The sequence below is a fragment of the Luteimonas sp. A534 genome, from assembly GCF_054072805.1.
On record NZ_JBSVRR010000002.1, the window covers coordinates 577,479 to 593,777 of the forward strand.

The following is a 16,299-nucleotide window of genomic DNA, read 5'->3' on the forward strand; positions in this document are numbered from 1 at the left end:
GATCAGGCGTCGCCATCACCGTCATCGCCGGGGTCGTCGCCAGAACCCTCCACGGCCGGGTCCTCGCCTTCGCCATCCACGCCGTCCTCGATCTCCTCGGCATCGACGTCATCCTCGAGCGCCGGATCGTCCGCATCCATGGCCGGATCCGGCACATCGGCATCGTCCACCTGCTCCGCCGGCCAGTCGTCGTCTTCCGGCGCGGGAGGCGGCAGCAGCGGACCCTTGTTGCCGCAGGCGGACAGCACCAGCACGGACGACAGCAGGGCAAGGGGAATCAGGGCGCGGATGTTCATGGCCGGCAGTCTAGCGCGGCGGCGGTTCCGGCCGCATCCACAGCCAGGCACCCACGGCGACCATGCAGCCGATCGGCAGGGCCACCGCCCACCAGCGCTGGTAGCCGGTCAGCCAGGCCAGTGCCAGCACGATCACGGCCGACGCGGCCATGGCGGCGCTGGCCAGGCGCTTGGAGCGCCGGGTGACCGCGCCGTGCTCGTGCCAGTCGCGGATCATCGGCCCGAAGTGCCGATGCGCCAGCAGCCAGGCGTGGAGTCGCTCGGAGCCCTGGGCCGCGGCCCAGGCCGAAAGCAGGATGAAGGGCACGGTGGGCAGGCCCGGCAGCACCACGCCGAGCAGGCCAAGCCCCAGCGCGACGTAGGCCAGCAGCCACCAGGCCCAGCGGAAGCGCGAGCGGTGGCGAGGAGCGTCATCCATCGCGGCATGATGCCGCGATGGGCGGCAGCTGTCAGCGCGCCGTGACTTCGTCCGGGGCCACCACGCCCAGTTGGTCGAGCATGAAGGCGTACATCTCCGCCAGTTCGCGGTAGCGGCGGAAGCGGCCGGACTTGCCGCCGTGGCCGGCATCCATGTTCGTGCGGAACAGGAGGGTGGCGTCGGAGGTGTTCAGGTCACGCAGCCGGGCGACGTACTTCGCCGGTTCCCAGTACTGCACCTGCGAATCCCACAGCCCGGTGCCGATGAACATCGCCGGATAAGCCTTCGCCTCCAGGTTGTCGTAGGGCGAGTAGGTGACCATGTAGTCGTAGTCACCCTTGCGCTCCGGGTTGCCCCACTCGTCGTACTCGTTGGTGGTCAGCGGGATGCTGCGGTCGAGCATGGTCGTGACCACGTCCACGAACGGCACCTGCGACAGGACCAGGCGGTACTTCTCCGGCGCCATGTTCGCGATCGCGCCCACCAGCAGGCCGCCGGCGCTGCCGCCATACGCCGCCACGCGATCCTTCGCCGCCCAGCCCTCGGCCACCAGGTGGTCGGTGACGTCGATGAAGTCGGTGAAGGTGTTGACCTTGTTGCGGAGCTTGCCGTCGTCGTACCACTTGCGGCCCATTTCCTGGCCGCCGCGGATGTGGGCGATGGCATAGACCATGCCGCGGTCGAGCAGGCTGGTGGTGGTCAGGCTGTAGCCCGGGTCCATCGACATGCCGTAGCTGCCGTAGGCGTACTGCAGCAGCGGCGCGGTGCCGTCCTTCTTGAACCCCTTGCGGTAGACCAGCGACACCGGGATGCGGGTGCCGTCGCGGGCGGTCGCCCAGGTGCGCTCGGTGGCGTACTTCGACGGGTCATAGCCGATCACCGGCTGCTGCTTGAGCAGGCGGCGCTCGCCGGTGCGCACGTCGAGCTCGTAGGTGGTGCCGGGCGTGGTCAGCGAGGTGTAGCCGTAGCGCAGCCAGTCGGTATCGGGTTCGGCGTTGATCGACAGGCCCATCGAATAGGCGGGTTCGTCGGCGGCGACGTACTCCTCTCCACCCTCCGGCTTGAGCAGGCGGATGCGCTCGAGCGCGTTGGAGCGCTCGGCGATGGCGGTGAAGCCGTCGAACAATTCATAGCCTTCCAGCAGCACGTCGTCGCGGTGCGCGATCCACTCCTTCCACTCCGCGCGCGAAGTCGCGTCCGTGGGCGCGGTGGCGATGCGGTAGTTCGGCGCCTTGTTGCCCTCGGCGTCAGGTGCGTTGGTAAGGATCACCCAGCGGCCGTCAAAGTGATCGGCGTCGTATTCGACGTCGCGCTCGCGCGCGGCCAGCACGGTGAATTCACCCGGGTCCGCGGCCGGGGTGCAGCGCAACTCGCTGGATACCGTGCTCTCGACGCCGATGCAGATGAAGCGGTCGTCGCGGGTGCGCGACAGGCCCATGTAGAAACTGTCGTCGTGCTCTTCGTACACCAGCACGTCGTCGGACACGGGAGTGCCGAGCACGTGCTTCTTCACGCGCACGGTCAGCAGCGTTTCGGGATCGTTCTCGACGTAGAAGAGGGTCTTGTTGTCGTCGGCCCAGACCATGTCCGCGGACAGGCCGGGGATCGACTCCGGATAGAGTTCGCCCGTCTCGAGATTGCGGAAGCGAATGGTGTACTGGCGGCGGCCGACGCTGTCGTCCGCCCAGGCCAGGATGCGGTTGTCGGGACTGGTCTCGTACACGCCGACCGAGAAGTACTCCTTGTCCGCGGCCATCGCGTTGACATCGAGCAGCACCTGCTCGGCGGCGAAAACACCGGCCTCGTTGAGGCGCATGATCTCCGCCGCGCCCAGGTCATCGGCGTCCTTCCGGCGCGCATGCACGGGATAGTCCTTGCCGGTCTCGTAGCGCGAGTAGTACCACCAGCCGTTGTCGCGGAAAGGCACGCTGGCATCGTCCTGCTTGATGCGGGCGACGAACTCTTCGTACAGCGCGTCCTCGAGCGGCTTCAGCGGCGCCATCACCTGGCCGACGTACGCGTTCTCGGCCTCGAGGTAGGCCAGCATGGCCTTGTCTTCGCGGGTGTCGTCGCGCAGCCAGTAGTACTCGTCCTGGCGCACGGCGCCGTGCGGCGCGCGCACTTCGTGGGCGCGCTTTTCGACGTCGGGCGGCGTCGGCGTGGCGGCGTGGCTGGTGGCGGTCATGAGCAACAGGCCTGCAAGTGCGATGGGCTTCATGGAATGGGGTCCGGGGAGGCTGGATGCAACGGGGGCGCCTTGCGGCGCCCCCGGGGTCGGATCAGTCGGTGTCGCGGCCGATCTGTTGCCAGAGGAAGGTCAGGTACAGCGCATCCATGTGCGCCGCCTGGCGGTTGTTGGCCGCGCCGCCGTGGCCGCCCTCGATGTTTTCGTAGTAGCGCACGTCCTTGCCGGCGTCCGACATCAGCGCGTGCATTTTCCGGGCGTGACCCGGGTGGACGCGGTCGTCGCGGGTCGAGGTCAGGATCAGCGTCGGCGGATAGTCCTTCGCCGCGTCGAACAGGTGGTAGGGCGAGAAGGTCTTGATGAAGGCCCACTCTTCCGGCTTGTCCGGATCACCGTACTCGGCCATCCACGACGCGCCGGCCAGCAGCTTGTGATAGCGCTGCATGTCCAGCAGCGGCACCTGGATCACCACCGCACCGAAGAGCTCCGGATACTGCGTGAGCATGTTGCCCGTAAGCAGGCCGCCGTTGCTGCCGCCACGGATACCCAGGTGCTCGGGCGAGGTGATCTTGCGGTCGATCATGTCCTGCGCGACCGCGGCGAAGTCCTCGTAGGCCTTGTGGCGGTTGGCCTTGAGCGCAGCCTGGTGCCAGCGCGGACCGTACTCGCCGCCGCCGCGGATGTTGGCGACAGCGTACGTGCCACCCTTCTCCAGCCAGCCCTTGCCGACGCCGCCGGAGTAGCCCGGGGTCAGCGAGATCTCGAAGCCGCCGTAACCGTAGAGCAGCGTCGGATTGCTGCCGTCGAGCTCGACGCCCTTCGGATGCACGAGGAAGTACGGCACGCGGGTGCCGTCCTTCGAGGTGGCGAAGTGCTGCTCGACGACGTGCTTGGAGGCGTCGAAGAACGCCGGCTGGGTCTTCAGCACCTCGGGCGCGGGCGCACCGGGGGCGGCGCTGGCGAGCATCAGCGTGGTGGGGGTGAGGTAGTCGGTGACGGTCAGCCAGAGCGCGTCGGACTCGTCGCTGTCGACCGCGCTTGCGGAGACGGTCCCGAACTCCGGCACGCCCGCGAGCTCGCTGCGGGTCCAGCCGTCGGCGCCGGGGGTGAGCACGGTCAGCTTGTTCTTGACGTCGTCCAGCACGTTCAGCACGAGGTGGTTCTTCGTGAACGAGGCGCCGGCCAGCGAGCTGGTGTCGGTGGGCTCGAACAGCACCTGGAACTCGCGCTTGCCGGCCATGTAGTCGTCGAACTTCGCCGCCAGCAGCGAACCGGCCTTGTAGGTCTTGCCGCCGACGTCCCACGACTCGCGCAACTCGAGGCCGAGCCATTCGCGCTGCACCGACTTCTGCGCCGAGTTCGGCACGTCGACCTTGGTCAACGAGCCGTCCGCGTTACGCAGGTAGAGCTCGTCGTTGTAGAAGGCGAGTGTGCGGCTGACGAAGTCGCGCTCGTAACCTGGCGTGTGGTCATGGCCGGCCGAGATGTACATGTCGCCGGCCTGGCCCTCATAGACCACCCTGGCGGCGTCCATCGGCGTGCCCCGCGTCCATTCCTTGACGATGCGCGGGTAGCCCGAGCTGGTCATCGTGCCGTCGCCGAAATCGGTGTAGACGTACACGGTGTCGCGATTGATCCACGCCAGGCCTCCCTTGGCCTCCGGGCGGAGGAAACCGCCATCGACCCACTGCTTCGTGGACAGGTCGAATTCACGGGTGACGTCGGCGTCGGCGCCACCGCGCGACAGCGCGACCAGGCAGCGCTCGTACTCGGGACGCAGGCAATTTGCGCCATGCCAGACCCAGTTCTCGCCTTCCGCCTTGTTCAGCGCGTCGAGGTCGATCACGGTCTCCCACTGCGGCTGCGGCTTGCGGTACTCGTCAAGCGTGGTCCGGCGCCAGACGCCGCGCTCGTGGTTCCGGTCCTTCCAGAAGTTGTAGTACCACTCGCCCTGCTTGTAGACGCCGGGGATCTTGTCGTCGGAATCGTAGATGGCGAGGAGGTCGGCCTCGAGCGCCTTGAAGCCCGGCGTGTCGGCCAGTTCGGCCTCGGCCTTCGCGTTTTGCTCCCGGACCCAGGCGAGCTGCTTTTCGCCCTCGACGTCCTCGAGCCACTGGTGCGGGTCGGTCACTTTGGCGTCCTCCTGTGCAGTCGCGCCGAAGGAGGCCACGGCAAGCGCGGCAAACAGGCAGGCATGGGGCAGCTTGGGCATGCAACAGGCTCCGGCAGGTCGAATTGACCGGCAAACCTAGCACAGCGCCTGCGCCGCGGACCCGGGCCGAAAGTCGGGCTCAGCTCTCCCCGGCGCGGCGGCGGGCGACGGCCAGCGCGAGCCAGGCGGTCGCCGGCAGCCCCGGCAACCACAGGGGAAGCCAGCCGAAGGTGGCGCTGGCGGCGCGGGCAGGCGGCAGCGACAGCATGGCCATGGCGGCCAGGAATACGAGTGCGACGACCACGCGTGCAGGCCAGTCGGGAGCTGCCGCCCTCGCGACTGACGGATGGAGGCTGGTGGGCCGCGCCATGAAACGGCCCGTCGCCGGGCGGCGTGCCGTGGTCCGGTTTGCTGTGGAGCGGCGTGCCCTGGGGCCATGTGCTGTCGTAGGGTTGGCTGTCATGATGGTTCTCCAGACTGTCGACCCCAAGCCTGCAACCACCCCATCTCACGGACTGCGACCTTCATGACGCCGCCTTCGCCGGACCACTGCCAGTCTGCCGCGGCGCCCTGGACCCTGTGATGACCCCGGACTCCCGACGACTCGCCACCCGCCCTCCCCCGATCCTGGCGTTCTGCGCGTTCGCGCTGTGCCTCATGCTCGCGGCCTGTGCCGGAGGGCGTGGCGAAGGCGACGACAGCGCCCGCGACGTATCCATGCCGCCCCTGGACGCCTTGATGGGGGACTGGCACGTGGTGGGCCGAGTGCCCTGGATTGGCGAACGCGGGCGCGTGGCGTCGCGGATCCGCTTGGCCATGGACGATGGCAACCGGCTGGATATCACCAGCAGCTGGCGCGAGGGCTTCGCCGAACCCGTGGAGTCCGACACCTCGATCGCCCGGCGCGATGGCCACAGTGACCGCATCTGGAAGATGCGCACCTATGGCGTCCTGCCCACGCGGCTTCGAATGCTGGAAGTGGCGGAGGACGGCAGCTGGATGCTGCTCGATTCACCCGGGCGTGACCATGCCTGGATCCTGACCCGCGCGCGACAGGTCGAGGACGAGGCCTACCTGGAACTCGAGCGCCGCATCCGCAGCCATGGCGTCAACACCGACAAGCTGCGCCGGGTGCCGCAGCTTCCGGAGCAGGAAGGCCGCCTGGGCTTCGAGCAGGCCGCCAGCCCGACGCCCGGGCGCTGAGCCGGGGCGGGTCAGCGCTCGTAGTTCGACAGCGCCAGCTGCAGCAGTGACCGTGCCTGTTCACGCAGCGACTGCGGCTCGAGGATCTCGGCGTCGCTGCCGTAGTGCAGCACGTCCATCAGCAGCTCGCGCGCAGCGCTGTACGGGACCTTGAGCTCGTAGCGCCCATCGGCCAGGTGCCGCCCCTGCTGTTGCGAATGCCAGTGCTCGTCGGCCACCCAGCGCGCGGCCTTGGCGCTGAAGACGATGGTGGCCACGCCCTTGGGCGCGCCGGAAAAGATGCCGTAGCTGCCGCCGAGATGGCGGTCGAGGTCGCCCTCGTCGACGTCAATCGCGGCGTCTTCCAGGCAGCGCGCCTGCGCGACACGGTCCACCGAGAAACTGCGCAGGCCCTCGCGTTCGTGGTCCCAGGCATCGAGGTACCAGTTGTCGCGGTAGTGGGTGATGCGCTGCGGCGACACCGTGCGCCGGGTCTTCTCGTCGGTCGAGCGCGCGCGGTATTCGAACACCAGGCGGCGGCGTTCAAGCACCGCCGAGCACACCGTGCGGAATGAATGTTCGTCCAGGCGCCGGGTGCGGTGCGGGATCACGCGCACGCGCTCCATCGGCCACTGCTTGCCGCTGGCGTGCTCGCTGAGCAGCTTCTCGATGCGCGACTGCAGCGGCGCCAGCGCCGAGGACAGCACCCCGCCGCCGCTGCGCGACAACAGCTGCTGCGCGGCAAGCAGCGCGTGCAGCTCCTCCGAACTCAGCCACAGCCCGGGCAGTTCGAAACGTCCACTTTCATCCGGGTCGTAGCGGATGCCGGCCTCACCGTCGCCGATGATCGGCGCCATCAGCGCGTCACGCAGGAAAGCGACGTCGCGGTAGACGGTGGCGCGCGAGCAGCCGAGTTCGTCCTGCAGCCGGGCCACCGTGACCGGGTAGCGCGCGGTGCCAAGGATGCGGTGCAGCGTGAGGATGCGTTCGTATCGGTCCATGGGCGGATTATGGGCATATTGCCACCGCAGGAGACGCCGCCCGACACCCGGCTGCGGGCGCGGGCCGGGCCGCGCTGTCCCGAACCGGTACCGGTTGTCGTATTGAGGGGCAATCCATCGGATGGAGCCCGGAACCATGCAACACCCGTTTATTTCCGCAACCCTGGCCACGCTGCTGTGTGCTGCCGCGATCGGCCCCGCCACGGCCGCCCCGCGCGACGACGTGGTCAAGGCCACCGGCAAGCTGGCCAGCGCCAGCAGCTACGTGGTCCACGTCGATGCCCCGCAGGCAGGCGCCGGCGGCCGGATCGAACTGCAGCACGTGGCGCCCGACCGCTACCGCATGGTGATCCCGGGCGGCCCCACGCAGACCATCATCGGCAACCAGGCGTACATGCAGATCGCCGGGCGCACGATGCGCGTGCCGCTGCCGGCCGGCACCCTGGACACGATGCAGGACCAGGCCCGCATCCGCGAGACGCAGGACAACGCACGCATCGAGTCGCTGGGCAAGGTCGTGCTGGACGGCAAGCCGGCCACGAAGTACCGCATCGTGCACGCCGACGGACCCGACGAGGTGATGCTGTGGGTGGGCAGCGAAGGCTGGCCGCTGCAGATGCAGGTGGACGGGAGCGACGGCACGGTGACCATGCGCTACTCCCGCTTCAACGACCCCTCCCTGGTGATCGCGCCGCCAAACTGACCGGGGCGCGCCGGTCCGGACGCCCGCTCGCCGCGCATCCGGCACACGGGCACAATGGCCGGCATGCGCGCGCACATCCCGAACGAGCCGGTCCTGGATCTTTCGCCGTCACCCGGGGACGAGGTGAAGGCGACCACCTGCTACATGTGCGCCTGCCGCTGCGGCATCAAGGTCTGGCTGCGCGACGGTGCCATTCGTTACATCCAGGGCAACCCGTCGCACCCGGTGAACCAGGGCGTGCTGTGCGCGAAGGGTGCCAGCGGGATCATGCAGCACCACTCCCCGGCGCGGCTGACGAAGCCACTGCTGCGCGTGGGCGAGCGCGGCAGCGGCGAGTTCCGCGAGATCGAGTGGGACGAGGCGATGGGGATCGCGACCGGGTGGCTGGCGCCGATCCGCGAGCGCAACCCCGACGAGTTCGCCTTCTTCACCGGCCGCGACCAGTCGCAGGCACTCACCGGCTGGTGGGCGCAGCAGTTCGGCACCATCAACTACGCCGCGCACGGCGGCTTCTGCTCGGTGAACATGGCTGCCGGCGGCCTGTACACGCTGGGCGGTTCGTTCTGGGAGTTCGGCGAGCCGGACTGGGACCACACCCGCTACCTGATGCTCTGGGGCGTGGCCGAAGACCACGACTCCAACCCGATCAAGCTAGGGCTGGGCAAGCTCAAGGCCCGCGGCGCCAAGGTCGTGGCCGTGAACCCGGTGCGCACCGGCTACGGCGCGATCGCCGATGAATGGATCGGGATCCGGCCCGGCACCGACGGGCTGTTCGCGTTCGCGCTGATCCATGAGCTGCTGCGCATGGACCGCATCGACCTCGACTACCTGGTGCGCTATGCGGATGCGCACTGGCTGGTGGTGAAGGATCCGGGCGGGGCGGAAGACGGGATGTTCGTGCGCGACGGCGAAGGGCGCCCGCAATGCTGGGTGGCGGATGCGCTGGCCACGGCAGGCGGCGCGCTCCATCCCGCCGATGCTCCCGACATTTCGCCCGCCGTGGTCGGCGAATACATCCTGCCCGACGGCCGCATCGCGGTACCGGCCTTCCACCTCGTTGCCGAACGCTATCTCGATCCCGAGTACGCGCCCGATGCCGTGGCGGAGCGCTGCGGCATTCCCGCCGACACCATCCGCCGCATCGCGCTCGAGCTGGCCGAGGCTGCGTTCGAATCGAACCTCAGCCTGCCCATCGCGTGGACGGACAGCTGGGGTCGCGAACATTCCGAGATGGTCGGACGCCCCGTCGCGCTGCACGCCATGCGCGGGATCAGCGCGCATTCGAACGGCTTCCATACCTGCCGCGCGCTGCATGTGCTGCAACTGCTGCTCGGCGCGGTGGATGCACCGGGGTCGTTCCGCTACCAGCCGCCGTATCCGAAGCCGATCCCGCCGCCCAACCGCCCCGGCCGCACGCGCCGCGAAGACGGCACGCTCGATGCCGGCCCGCTGGGCTTCGTGCACGGCCCGGAAGACCTGCTGGTGGACGCCGATGGCCAGCCGCGGCGCATCGACCACGCCTATTCCTGGGCCTACCCGCTGTCCGCGCACGGGATGATGCACACCCTGCTGCGCAACGCCCACGCCGGCGACCCCTACCGCATCGACACGCTGATGATGTTCATGGCCAACATGGCCTGGAACTCGTCGATGAACACGCGCGAGACCATCGCCTGGCTGACCGACAAGGGGGACGACGGCGAATACCGGATCCCGCGCATCATCTATTCCGATGCCTATGCATCGGAAATGGTCGCCTATGCCGACCTGGTGCTGCCCGACACCACCTACCTCGAGCGCTTTGACGCGATCAGCATGCTCGATCGGCCGATCTCCGACGCCGATGGCGCCGCCGACGCGATCCGCCAGCCGCTGTTCGATGCCGCCACGCAGCCCGACAAGGACGGCCGCGCGCGCGACGTGCGAGGTTTCCAGTCGGTGCTGCTGGATCTCGGTGCGCGTCTTGGGCTGCCGGGCATGGTGCATGCCGACGGCTCACCGAAGTACCGCGACTACGCCGACTACATCGTCCGCCACGAACGCACGCCCGGCGTCGGCCTGCTGGCCGGCTGGCGCGGCGAGGACGGCGGCACGCACGGCAAGGGCGCGCCCAACCCGGAGCAGCTGCAGCGCTACATCGACAACGGCGGCTTCTGGCGCGAGGAAGTGCCGGAGCATGCGCGCTATTTCAAGATGGCCAACCGCGGCTATCTCGAGTGGTCGCACGGCCTGGGCTTCATCGGCTCGTCGGCGCCGATCACGCTGCATCTGTATGCGGAACAACTGCAGAAGTTCAGGCTCGCGGCGCAGGGCCACGGCGCGCACCAGCCTCCCGAAGAACACCGCGAGCGTGTGGATACGTACTTCGACCCGCTGCCGATGTGGTACACGCCCTTCGAGCAGGCGCAGGTCGACGAAGCCGACTTCCCGCTGCACGCCATCACCCAGCGACCGATGTTCATGTACCACGCCTGGGGTTCACAGAACGCCTGGCTGCGCCAGATCGCGGCGCGCAACTGGCTGTACATGCACCCCGACACCGGCGCCCGCCACGGCGTGGCCGACGAAGACTGGGTGGTGGTGGCATCGCATCTTGGCGAGATCACGGTGCAGGCGAAGTTCGCCGGCAACGTGCAGCCCGACACCCTGTGGACCTGGAACGCGATCGGCAAGCGCCGTGGCGCCTGGCGCCTGGACACCGATGCGCCGGAGGGCCGCAAGGGCTTCCTGCTCAACCATCTGATCTCCGACATCACCCCGCGCGGCGACTATGCCAATGCCGATCCGGTCACCGGCCAGGCCGCTTGGTTCGACCTGCGCGTGAACCTGCGACGCGCGCCGGGCGGTGCAACCGGCGAGACGGGCGACAGCGGCGACAGCACCGAGGCCGGCGACCGGGACAACGGAACCAGGCTGACGCAGCCGCAGTTCGAACCGCTTGCCCTGGGCGACGCGCCCGGCGGCCCCCTGCGCTACGGGGCTCGCAAGCGATGACGCCAGACATGCTGCTCACCTTCCTGGTGCTCGCCGGCGCTGTGGCGCTCTTCGTCAGCGAGAAGATGCCGCCGGAAGTGGTGGCGATGCTGACCCTGGCCGCACTGCTCACCCTGCGCCTGGTCACCACCGACGAAGCCCTGTCGGGCTTCAGCAGCCCGGCGACGGTGACCGTGGCCGCCATGTTCGTGCTCAGCGCCGGCCTGCAGCACAGCGGGTCGCTCAACCGCCTGGGCGAAGCCATCGCGCGGATCCGCTGGGGCTGGCTGCTGGCGCTGGTGATGATGTTGCTGACCGCGTCGGTGTCGGCCTTCATCAACAACACCGCCGCGGTGGCGGTGTTCCTTCCGCTGATCATCGCCGCGGCGGTGGCCAACAACCTGCCGCCATCGAAGTTCCTGATCCCGCTGTCGTACGCGGCCCAGTTCGGCGGCGTGTGCACGCTGATCGGCACGTCCACCAACCTGCTGGTCGACTCGATGGCGCGGCAGGCGGGGCACGCCGGCTTCACAATCTTCGAGTTCAGCCAGTTGGGCATCATCTTCGTGGTGGTGGGGACCATCTACATGATGGTGGCGCGGGTCTTCCTGCTGCCCGACCTCGGCGTGCCGCAACAGGCCGACAGCGGCCACGCGGGGCGCTACGTGGCCGAACTGCTGGTGCCGGAGAAGTCCGGCGCGATCGGCAAGCGCGGCGCCGAACTCCTGCCCAACGACAGCGGCGACGTCGTGGTGCTGGAGGTCTTCCGCGGCCGCACCGCCCTGCCATCGCCGCGTGGCACCGGGATCGAGGCCGGCGACCGCCTGCTCGTACGCGGCAGCTGGCCCGACATCGAACAGGCGCGACGCAAGCTCAAGCTCGCCTTCGACCACGTCGCCACCGACCTCGAGGGCGACGAGGACGACGAGCGCGTGCACGCGGAAGCCATGGTGGCGCCGGGTTCGCACCTGGTCGGCCACTCGCTGGCCGACGTCCGCTTCGCCCACGTCTACCACGCCCGCGTGCAGGGCCTGCACCGGCACCGCCTGGCGATCCGGCAGCCGCTCGACCACGTGCCGCTGGCGGTCGGCGACGTGCTGCTGCTCGACGCGCCCGAAAGCGCGCTCGACCTGATGCGCGCCGACCCCGGCCTGGTGGTAATGGGCGAACGCGAGCAGACGCGCACCTCGATCCGTCGCTCGCTGCTGGCGCTGGGCATCCTGAGCGCGGTGGTGGCGGTGGCGGCCGCCGGACTGATGAGCATCGTCGCCTCGGCGATCATCGGCTGCTGTGCGCTGCTGGTGCTGCGCGTGCTCAAGCCCGAAGAGGCCTACGCCGCCATCGACTGGCGCGTGGTGCTGCTGCTGGCCGGCGTGCTGCCGCTGGGCATCGCACTGCAGAACAGCGGCGCCGCGGCGCTGATCGCCGATTTCTCGATCGGCCTGGTCGGCGGCTTCGGCCCGGTCGCGACGCTGGCGGTGATCTACATCATGACCTCGGCGCTGACCGAGATCATGAGCAACAACGCCTCGGCCGCGCTGGTGGTGCCGATCGCGATCGCCACCGCTGAATCCCTTGGCCTGGACAGCAAGCCCTTCCTGGTCGCGGTGGCCTTTGCCGCCTCCACCAGCTTCGCCACGCCGATCAGCTACCAGACCAACACCATGGTCTACGCCGCCGGCGGCTACCGCTTCCGCGACTTCGTGAAGGTCGGCCTGCCGCTCAACGTCATCTTCATCGCGATGGCGGTGGTGCTGATCCCGCGCTACTTCCCCTTCATCCCATGAAGACACTGCATCGGATCATCGGCGTGTTGATGCTCGTCGGCGGCTTCGCCGGCGCGCTGGCCAGCACCTGGGCCCTGATCGATCCCTCGATCATGTCGCCCACATCACTGGGTGCCTTCGACGCGCCCTCGCCACGCTGGCGCGCCGCGTTCGGCCTGGTGTTGTCGATCGCGCTGCTGCTGTTCGGCAGCGGCAAGCTGCGCCACCGGGAACTGCCATGACCTCACTGCCACCGCCGTCGACGAAGAAGCTCGGCCTGGTGATCGACCTCGACACCTGCGTGGGCTGCCATGCCTGTGCGACCAGCTGCAAGGAGTGGAACGCCGGCGGCATCACCGGGCCCCTGACCGACGAACGACCGTACGGGAAGGACCCGGAAGGGGTCTGGTTCAACCGGGTGCACAGCTACGAAGTCGCCGAGGAGCCCACGCAGCCGGCCATGACCCTGCACTTCCCGCGCAGCTGCCTGCACTGCGACACCCCCGCCTGCGTCACCGTCTGCCCCACCGGCGCCAGCTACAAGCGCGCCGAGGACGGCATCGTGCTGGTGGACGAGGACAAGTGCATCGGCTGCAAGCTCTGCAGCTGGGCCTGCCCCTATGGCGCACGCGAATACAGTCCGGCCGAGGGGGTGATGAAGAAATGCACCCTCTGCGTGGACCGCATCTACAACGAAAACCTCGACGAATCCGAGCGCGTGCCCGCCTGCGTGCAGGCCTGCCCCACGCGCGCGCGCCACTTCGGCGACCTGGGCGATCCGGAGTCGGACGTCTCCAAGCTGGTGGCCGAACGCGGCGGCGTCGCGCTGATGCCCGAGCTCGGCTACCAGCCGGTGAACCGCTACCTGCCGCCGCGGCCGCGGCGCGACGGCGGCGGCGAGGCCACGGAAAGCGCGCCCACGCGCGCGTCCTCGCCGCTGCACTGGCTCAACCGCATCCTGAGGCGCTGAACTGCATGCATCCCGCCCTGTCGGTCATCTTTTTCACCACCCTGTCCGGCGCCGGCTATGGCCTGCTCGCCTGGTCGGGGCTGACCATCGCGCTGCTGGCACTGCGCGGCGGCCTGTCGCCGGCGCTGGAGGGCGTGCAGCTCGCCGGGCTGGGGCTTGGCCTGCTGCTCTCGACCATCGGCCTGCTGTGTTCGTTCGCGCACCTGGGCAAGCCCGGCCGCGCCTGGCGCGCCTTCAGCCAGTGGCGCACCTCGTGGCTGTCGCGCGAAGGCGTGCTGGCCGTGGCCACGCCGCTGCCTGTACTGGCGGCGATCGTGCTGCTGCTGTGGATGGAGCCCGGCGCCACGCGCGCCGCGTGGCTGGCCTGCCTGGGCCTGCTGCTGGCCGTGCTGGCGCTGGTGACGGTGGCCTGCACCGCGATGATCTACGCCTCGCTCAAGCCGATCCCGGCCTGGCGCCATCCGCTGGTGGTGCCGGTGTACCTGCTGTTCGCCCTGCTCACCGGCCTGGCGCTGCAGCTGGTGGCGATGGCGGCGATGCTGCGCGGGCAGGGTCCGGCCGGAATGCTGCCGACGCTGGTGCTGTTCGGCCTGGTGCTGGCGGTGCTGAAGTGGCTGTACTGGCGCGCGATCGACGCCGCGCCCGCGCCGGCCACGCGCGGCGCCGCGGTCGGCCTGCCCAATCGCCAGGTGCGCGTGTTCGAGCGCCCGCATACGGAGGCCAACTACGTCACCCGCGAGATGGTGTTCGAACTCGCGCGCCGCCACGCATTCCGGCTGCGGCTGGCGTCGGTGGCAGGGCTGGTGGTGGCACCGCTGCTGGCCAGCGTGCTGATGGTGCTGGGCTGGCTCCCAGCCCTGGCCGCGACCGTACTGGCCGCGCTCGGGCTGCTGGCGGGCGCGTTCGCCGAGCGCTGGCTGTTCTTTGCCCAGGCCCGGCACGTCGTCAGCGCCTATTACTGAACCGCAGGGCGGCGAGTGTCTTGGAACGGCGGCGATTGGCCGCGATAATGGCGATGTAACCGTTTACTTCGGAGCCACAGCGCATGCTCGCGGCCCTCTGGCTGGTCCTTGCCGCCCCGCCCGTGATCCTCCAACCCTTGCCGGAATCCCCGAGCGAGCCGGCGGTGATCGCGCTGGCTTCGGGCCGCGCCGACCTGCGCCTGCCCTGTTATCGCCTGGTCTGCGCGGACGCGGGCTGGAAGGCACCGTCGCGCTTCACGCGCATCGAGCAGCCGCCGATACCGGGTACCGTCGACCCGCTGGTGCCGATGCGCCTGCCGGCGATCGCCGCGCGACGCTACCCGCTGTACTCGCCGGCCTCGCGCCGCGACTGGCGGGTGAATCACGGCAGCCACTCGCGCTTCACCGCGGGCTTCGGCTATGAGGCCGTGCGCACGCCCGACACCAACATCAAGCTGGAGTTCGGCACGGGCTATCGCCTGCAGCCCTATGCCGACCATGGCACCGCCGGCGAAGGCATGATCGTCCGCAGCCGGCTGGAGCTGCGCCAGAGCATCGCCAACCGCGCCCTGCTGACCCAGAACCTGCTGGTCGAAACCGGCCGGTTCAACACCACCACCCGCCAGGTGATCGGGCTGGACCTGCGCCTGCAGGACCAGTGGACGCTGCATTCGAACTTCGAGCTGCGGCATGACAGCGCCGGCAACGGCGGCAGCGGCGCGACCGACACCGAAGGCTCGGTGCACGTGAAGTACCGCTTCTAGCGCTCCGGCAGGAACTCGCCCGCGCCAGCATCCATCAGCTTCGCGGCCACCTCGCGCCCCAGCGCGTCCGACGCCGACGCCGAACCTCCGGCCTCCGCGCGCACCGCGCGCCCGTCACTCGCCGACCCGACCAGCGCCTGCAGCGACAGGGCATCGCCATCCAGCCGTGCGAACGCCGCCACCGGCACGTGGCAGCTGCCATGCAGCGCGAGATTCAGCGCCCGCTCCGCCCCGGCGCAGATGCGCGTCGGCCCGTGGTCGAGCACGCGGCACAGCGCCATCACCCCTTCGTCGTCGCCACGGCACTCGATCGCGATGACGCCCTGCGCCGGTGCCGGCAGCCACTCCGGCGCATCCAGGCGCGCGCGGATGCGTCCGCCCAGCCCGAGCCGCTCGAGTCCGGCGCAGGCCAGGATGATCGCGTCGTATTCGCCGGCGTCGAGCTTGGCCAGCCGGGTGTTGACGTTGCCGCGCAGGTCGCGGATCTCGAAGTCCGGGCGCAGCGCGCGCAGCTGCGCCTGCCGCCGCAGCGACGACGTGCCGACGCAAGCGCCCGGAGGCAGCGCGTCGAAGGTCGCGAACTGATTGCTGATGAAGGCATCGGCGTGGTCGGCGCGCGCGAGGAAGGCCGGCAGCGCGAACGGCGCATCGACCTCCATCGGCACGTCCTTCAGCGAATGCACCGCGCAATCGGCCTCGCCCCGCAGCATCGCCAGCTCCAGCTCCTTCAGGAACAGTCCCTTGCCGCCGATCGCGGCCAGCGAACGGTCCAGCACCTCGTCGCCGCGGGTGGACATGGGCACGAGCTCCACCTGCAGCCCCGGGTGGGCTTCACGCAGCAGGTCAGCGACGTGTTCGCTCTGCCAGAGGGCGAGCGGGCTCTTTCGGGTGGCGATGCGGAGTGTGTTCACGCCGCCATTATCGCCT

The 16,299-nt window shown here is 69.3% G+C and carries 15 protein-coding genes; 8 read left to right on the forward strand and 7 right to left on the reverse strand.

Features of this window, described 5'->3' with window-relative positions:
* Nucleotides 1–2: 2 nt before the first annotated feature.
* The 5 genes from lptM to ACW5F0_RS07365 all read right to left on the reverse strand — a co-directional run bounded on the left by lptM (nucleotide 3) and on the right by ACW5F0_RS07365 (nucleotide 5,355).
* Nucleotides 3–296, reverse strand: a complete 294-nt coding sequence (lptM, locus tag ACW5F0_RS07345) for an LPS translocon maturation chaperone LptM (RefSeq protein ID WP_456965618.1) — start codon at nucleotides 294–296, stop codon at nucleotides 3–5.
* A gap of 10 nt (nucleotides 297–306) precedes the next feature.
* A complete protein-coding gene (locus ACW5F0_RS07350) occupies nucleotides 307–714 on the reverse strand; it encodes a YbaN family protein (protein WP_456965617.1) in 408 nt (135 codons plus the stop codon).
* A gap of 31 nt (nucleotides 715–745) precedes the next feature.
* Nucleotides 746–2,932: a S9 family peptidase gene (locus ACW5F0_RS07355; RefSeq protein WP_456999413.1), complete on the reverse strand. Its 2,187-nt coding sequence runs from the start codon at nucleotides 2,930–2,932 to the stop codon at nucleotides 746–748.
* A 61-nt stretch (nucleotides 2,933–2,993) separates the two neighbouring features.
* Nucleotides 2,994–5,111 (reverse strand): prolyl oligopeptidase family serine peptidase, encoded by a 2,118-nt coding sequence (locus ACW5F0_RS07360; RefSeq protein ID WP_456965615.1) that lies wholly within the window; start codon nucleotides 5,109–5,111, stop codon nucleotides 2,994–2,996.
* Nucleotides 5,112–5,190: 79 nt separating this feature from the next.
* Nucleotides 5,191–5,355 carry a hypothetical protein gene (locus ACW5F0_RS07365; RefSeq protein ID WP_456965614.1) on the reverse strand — a complete coding sequence of 55 codons (165 nt, stop codon included), beginning with the start codon at nucleotides 5,353–5,355 and terminating at the stop codon, nucleotides 5,191–5,193.
* A 278-nt stretch (nucleotides 5,356–5,633) separates the two neighbouring features.
* Between ACW5F0_RS07365 and ACW5F0_RS07370 the strand changes: the two genes are divergently transcribed.
* Nucleotides 5,634–6,254, forward strand: coding sequence for a lipocalin family protein (locus ACW5F0_RS07370; protein ID WP_456965613.1), 621 nt, complete (start codon nucleotides 5,634–5,636; stop codon nucleotides 6,252–6,254).
* A gap of 11 nt (nucleotides 6,255–6,265) precedes the next feature.
* Here the strand turns inward: ACW5F0_RS07370 and ACW5F0_RS07375 are convergent, their stop codons facing one another.
* The gene (locus ACW5F0_RS07375; RefSeq protein WP_456999414.1) at nucleotides 6,266–7,234 is read right to left on the reverse strand and encodes a helix-turn-helix transcriptional regulator; all 969 of its coding nucleotides are present in this window, start codon (nucleotides 7,232–7,234) and stop codon (nucleotides 6,266–6,268) included.
* 136 nt (nucleotides 7,235–7,370) lie between these two features.
* Between ACW5F0_RS07375 and ACW5F0_RS07380 the strand changes: the two genes are divergently transcribed.
* The 7 genes from ACW5F0_RS07380 (at nucleotide 7,371) to ACW5F0_RS07410 (ending at nucleotide 15,372) form a co-directional block, all read left to right on the forward strand.
* On the forward strand, nucleotides 7,371–7,937 hold the full coding sequence (locus ACW5F0_RS07380; RefSeq protein ID WP_456965611.1) for a hypothetical protein: 567 nt from the start codon (nucleotides 7,371–7,373) through the stop codon (nucleotides 7,935–7,937).
* Nucleotides 7,938–8,000: 63 nt separating this feature from the next.
* Entirely contained in the window at nucleotides 8,001–10,931 is a 2,931-nt protein-coding gene (locus ACW5F0_RS07385) for a molybdopterin oxidoreductase family protein (protein WP_456999415.1), read from the forward strand.
* On the forward strand, nucleotides 10,928–12,697 hold the full coding sequence (locus ACW5F0_RS07390) for an SLC13 family permease (protein WP_456965609.1): 1,770 nt from the start codon (nucleotides 10,928–10,930) through the stop codon (nucleotides 12,695–12,697). The genes ACW5F0_RS07385 and ACW5F0_RS07390 overlap by 4 nt, the downstream gene beginning before the upstream one ends.
* Entirely contained in the window at nucleotides 12,694–12,918 is a 225-nt protein-coding gene (locus tag ACW5F0_RS07395) for a hypothetical protein (RefSeq protein ID WP_456965608.1), read from the forward strand. The genes ACW5F0_RS07390 and ACW5F0_RS07395 overlap by 4 nt, the downstream gene beginning before the upstream one ends.
* Nucleotides 12,915–13,646 carry a 4Fe-4S dicluster domain-containing protein gene (locus ACW5F0_RS07400; RefSeq protein ID WP_456965607.1) on the forward strand — a complete coding sequence of 244 codons (732 nt, stop codon included), beginning with the start codon at nucleotides 12,915–12,917 and terminating at the stop codon, nucleotides 13,644–13,646. Before ACW5F0_RS07395 ends, ACW5F0_RS07400 begins: the two co-directional genes overlap by 4 nt.
* Before the next feature lie 5 nt (nucleotides 13,647–13,651).
* The gene (locus tag ACW5F0_RS07405) at nucleotides 13,652–14,608 is read left to right on the forward strand and encodes a dimethyl sulfoxide reductase anchor subunit family protein (protein ID WP_456999416.1); all 957 of its coding nucleotides are present in this window, start codon (nucleotides 13,652–13,654) and stop codon (nucleotides 14,606–14,608) included.
* Between the two features lie 83 nt (nucleotides 14,609–14,691).
* On the forward strand, nucleotides 14,692–15,372 hold the full coding sequence (locus ACW5F0_RS07410; RefSeq protein ID WP_456965605.1) for a DUF481 domain-containing protein: 681 nt from the start codon (nucleotides 14,692–14,694) through the stop codon (nucleotides 15,370–15,372).
* Here the strand turns inward: ACW5F0_RS07410 and hemC are convergent.
* Nucleotides 15,369–16,283, reverse strand: a complete 915-nt coding sequence (gene hemC / locus ACW5F0_RS07415) for a hydroxymethylbilane synthase (RefSeq protein ID WP_456999418.1) — start codon at nucleotides 16,281–16,283, stop codon at nucleotides 15,369–15,371. The two genes, ACW5F0_RS07410 and hemC, sit on opposite strands and share 4 nt — an antisense overlap.
* Nucleotides 16,284–16,299 lie beyond the last annotated feature (16 nt).

Coding starts and splice junctions, on each gene's coding strand:
- lptM (WP_456965618.1), bottom strand. CDS start 296: ATGAACATCCGCGCCCTGATTCCCCTTGCCCTGCTGTCGTCCGTGCTG.
- ACW5F0_RS07350 (WP_456965617.1), bottom strand. CDS start 714: ATGGATGACGCTCCTCGCCACCGCTCGCGCTTCCGCTGGGCCTGGTGG.
- ACW5F0_RS07355 (WP_456999413.1), bottom strand. CDS start 2,932: ATGAAGCCCATCGCACTTGCAGGCCTGTTGCTCATGACCGCCACCAGC.
- ACW5F0_RS07360 (WP_456965615.1), bottom strand. CDS start 5,111: ATGCCCAAGCTGCCCCATGCCTGCCTGTTTGCCGCGCTTGCCGTGGCC.
- ACW5F0_RS07370 (WP_456965613.1), top strand. CDS start 5,634: ATGACCCCGGACTCCCGACGACTCGCCACCCGCCCTCCCCCGATCCTG.
- ACW5F0_RS07375 (WP_456999414.1), bottom strand. CDS start 7,234: ATGGACCGATACGAACGCATCCTCACGCTGCACCGCATCCTTGGCACC.
- ACW5F0_RS07380 (WP_456965611.1), top strand. CDS start 7,371: ATGCAACACCCGTTTATTTCCGCAACCCTGGCCACGCTGCTGTGTGCT.
- ACW5F0_RS07385 (WP_456999415.1), top strand. CDS start 8,001: ATGCGCGCGCACATCCCGAACGAGCCGGTCCTGGATCTTTCGCCGTCA.
- ACW5F0_RS07390 (WP_456965609.1), top strand. CDS start 10,928: ATGACGCCAGACATGCTGCTCACCTTCCTGGTGCTCGCCGGCGCTGTG.
- ACW5F0_RS07395 (WP_456965608.1), top strand. CDS start 12,694: ATGAAGACACTGCATCGGATCATCGGCGTGTTGATGCTCGTCGGCGGC.
- ACW5F0_RS07400 (WP_456965607.1), top strand. CDS start 12,915: ATGACCTCACTGCCACCGCCGTCGACGAAGAAGCTCGGCCTGGTGATC.
- ACW5F0_RS07405 (WP_456999416.1), top strand. CDS start 13,652: ATGCATCCCGCCCTGTCGGTCATCTTTTTCACCACCCTGTCCGGCGCC.
- ACW5F0_RS07410 (WP_456965605.1), top strand. CDS start 14,692: ATGCTCGCGGCCCTCTGGCTGGTCCTTGCCGCCCCGCCCGTGATCCTC.